Origin of the sequence: uncultured Sphingorhabdus sp. (assembly GCF_937872355.1) — a bacterium.
Lineage (GTDB): Bacteria > Pseudomonadota > Alphaproteobacteria > Sphingomonadales > Sphingomonadaceae > Sphingorhabdus_B.
Genome location: NZ_CALMSV010000047.1, coordinates 1 through 2,958, shown reverse-complemented (window position 1 = coordinate 2,958; position 2,958 = coordinate 1). Strand labels below are relative to the sequence as shown.

The following is a 2,958-nucleotide window of genomic DNA, read 5'->3' as shown; positions in this document are numbered from 1 at the left end:
CGTCGGCCACTGGGCCGGGATGCTCGCTCTCCCCGCGCTCGCCGCTGTGCTGATGCTGACCGCGTGGAATATGAGCGAACCCGAAAAATGGCGTGAGCATCTGCACTTGCCGCTTGCTGACAAGGGTTTGTTCTTCATGACGCTGGTGCTGACGGTCATCACCGACCTGACAGTGGCCATCGGGGTAGGCGTAGCAGCTGGCCTCGCGCTACGCCTGCTGGACAAGGAGAAGGACGGCAGCGGCTGGACACCGCGCGACCGTTAGCTTTTACTGCCCAACACCTCATCGCGGTCAGCATCAAGGCTGGGTGGATCGGCGAACATCGACGCGGGCGTGGAAGCATAGTGCACCGGGTGCCGCATCGAACGATACATGTACCCCGCCTTTGCTTCGCGCTCCTCAAAGAAATCGACCGCCTTCAGGTGTGGATCCTCAAACACATCGGCCATCCGGTTGTATTTCATCGCCGGAATGTTGTTGGCATCGAGCAGTTCGACCCATTCGGCAGTCGTCTTGGTCGCGCTGCATTCTTCGATGGTTGCGTAAAGTTCGGTCGTGTTTTCCAGCCGGGCCTTGTAAGTTGAAAAGCGCGTATCCTGAAACACACCGGGGCGACCGGCGAGTTCGAAAAAGCGTTCCCACTGATGGTCAGCATAAGGCACGATTGCGATATAGCCGTCCTTGGTCGGATAGGGCCTGCGGCGCGGGTTGATCGAGCGGGTATAGGCCATCTTGCCATTGCCCGGCAGATAGGTGTTCCCCCACAGATTTTCGACCATGTGGAACCAGGTGAAGCATTCGAACATCGGCACCTGCACAAACTGCCCGCCAAGACCGTTGGCGCGCCCGAGCAAAGCCGCCAGCACGGCATTGGCCGCGAACATCCCGCTAACCTTGTCCGCGACCAGCGAGGGCGCATATTGCGGACGCCCCTTGTCGCGCATCTCGAACAGGGCGGCAAAGCCCGAGGCCGCCTGGATCAGGTCATCATAGGCCTGCCGCTTGGCATAGGGCCCTTCCGCGCCATAGCCAGCGCAATGGACGTAAACGATATCCGGATTGACCGCCTTGATATCTTCGTAGCCCAGGCCAAGCCGCTCCATTCCCGCCATGCGGACATTATGGAAGAAGACGTCGGCACCCGAAGCGAGTTCCAATATGGCCGCCTTGTCTTCCGGCTTTGACGCATCAAAAGCGACCGATTTTTTGTTGCGGTTAAGGCTGGCATAGATCGGCCCAAGGTCGCCGGTGGGATTGTCTCCCGCCTTGCGCATGATATCGCCGCCGCCCTGCGCATTTTCGACCTTGATAACTTCCGCGCCAAGATCAGCCAATTGCACTGTGGCAAAGGGACCCAGCACGACCGACGACATGTCGAGCACCTTCACGCCCTGCAGCGGTCCAGTCCGCTCCCCATCCCATTCCAGCTTCGGCCAACCGCCCACTATACTCTCCTCCAATGAATAGTCGTTCATCCTCCGATAATCGGCTATGCTCTAATGTCGATACAGCAAATCAATCGCGGAGAACGAATATGTTGCGCTCAGGACTGAGTTTCGGACTTATTGCTTCAATCGCACTGGCAGGATGCGCCTATGGCGACGCCGACACGGCACCCGCGCCGATCCGTGACAAGGAAGCGAAAATCCTCGAAAAGGAGCTGAAGGGCAAAGTTGCGGGCGAACCGCGCAACTGCATTTCAAACAGCAGCAACGTTAACGCTATCCGCATCAGCGACGACACGCTGCTTTATCGGGAATCGGGCCGCACAGTGTATATGAACAAATTGCGCTCGTCTTGCCCGGGTCTGACCCGCGGCGACGACATCATGGTTGTCGAAACCTATAGCGGGCAATTGTGCAGCGGCGACATCATCCGACTCGTCGACCGGACGAGCGGCATTCAAGGGCCGGTGTGCAGCCTAGGGGAATTTGTGCCTTACAGGAAGGCGAAGTAACTCGTCTCCCCGGCTAAGGCCGGGGGCGACGCCGCGGTAAGTTCGCCCAACCCAATCAGTATAAACTTACCACGGCCCCAGCCTTCGCTGGGGCGCCGTGCATTTACCGCACCACCACCGTAACCGCCCTGCGATTTTGCGCCCATGCTTCCTCGTTGGAGCCGAGTGCCTGCGGGCGTTCCTTGCCATAGCTGACCGTCTGGATGCGCGAAGAATCGACGCCGAGCGAAGCCAGATAGTTTTTCGCCGCATTGGCACGGCGTTCGCCCAGTGCGAGGTTATAGTCACGTGTGCCGCGTTCATCGGCATGGCCTTCCAACGTCACCCGCGCATTGGGATAGCGCGCAAGCCATTGCGCCTGCGTCTGCAAGGTCGCCTGATCGGCGGTATCGACATTGAAGCGGGCGGTGTCGAAGAAAATGCGATCACCCATCGAGCCAACCGACTGGATGAAATCTTCCTGGCTGCCCGGAATGATGGCGGGGCCGCTCGGCGTCACGGTGTCACCGGTGTTTCCATAGGTGGTGTTGTCGGCAACCGGCGGCAGGTCCTTGATTTCCTTTTTACCACAAGCCGCGAGCGCGGTGCTGGCGACCAGCAACAGTGCGAAAGTGCGTGCCTTGTTCGTCATCTTTATTTTCCTTTCTTGCTGCCCCGCAAAACCAATCATGGAAGCACCGGCCCCCAGGCCGGGTCCGAGCCGTCGACCGGAGTCGGCAGCTTGCGTTCGTTGCGGCCGGTCAGGTCCACCTGCCAGACGCTTGTTTTACCCGTATTTCGTTCGGTACGGAAGAACTGGATGACGCGGCCATTTGGCGCCCAAGTCGGCGCCTCATCCTGCCAGCTGTCAGTGAGCAGGCGTTCGCCCGAACCATCGGGACGCATCACGCCGACACGGAAGTCACCCGCGATGCGCGTATAGGCAATCAGGTCACCGCGCGGGCTCCATTCGGGCGTCGCATAACGGCCGCCGCCATGGCTGATACGGCGCTGGTTCGAT

Annotated in this window: 3 protein-coding genes and 2 pseudogenes; 2 read left to right on the top strand and 3 right to left on the bottom strand. The window is 59.7% G+C overall.

Annotation, left to right across the window (positions count from 1 at the left end):
• A pseudogene (locus Q0239_RS02325) lies at positions 1-265 on the top strand (hypothetical protein); the annotation flags it as partial.
• On the opposite strand, the gene Q0239_RS02320 reads toward Q0239_RS02325, so the two are convergent.
• A complete protein-coding gene (locus tag Q0239_RS02320) occupies positions 262-1,446 on the bottom strand; it encodes a CaiB/BaiF CoA-transferase family protein (RefSeq protein WP_298597786.1) in 1,185 nt (394 codons plus the stop codon). The pseudogene Q0239_RS02325 and the gene Q0239_RS02320 sit on opposite strands and share 4 nt — an antisense overlap.
• Positions 1,447-1,535: 89 nt before the next feature.
• On the opposite strand from Q0239_RS02320, the gene Q0239_RS02315 reads away from it, so the two are divergent.
• The gene (locus Q0239_RS02315) at positions 1,536-1,958 is read left to right on the top strand and encodes a DUF6491 family protein (RefSeq protein ID WP_298597783.1); all 423 of its coding nucleotides are present in this window, start codon (positions 1,536-1,538) and stop codon (positions 1,956-1,958) included.
• A 103-nt stretch (positions 1,959-2,061) separates the two neighbouring features.
• Here Q0239_RS02315 and pal read toward each other — a convergent pair whose 3' ends face one another.
• Complete coding sequence (gene pal / locus Q0239_RS02310; protein ID WP_298597780.1) at positions 2,062-2,589, bottom strand: peptidoglycan-associated lipoprotein Pal; 528 nt, start codon at positions 2,587-2,589, stop codon at positions 2,062-2,064.
• Between the two features lie 35 nt (positions 2,590-2,624).
• Positions 2,625-2,958: pseudogene (tolB, locus tag Q0239_RS02305) on the bottom strand (Tol-Pal system protein TolB); the annotation flags it as partial.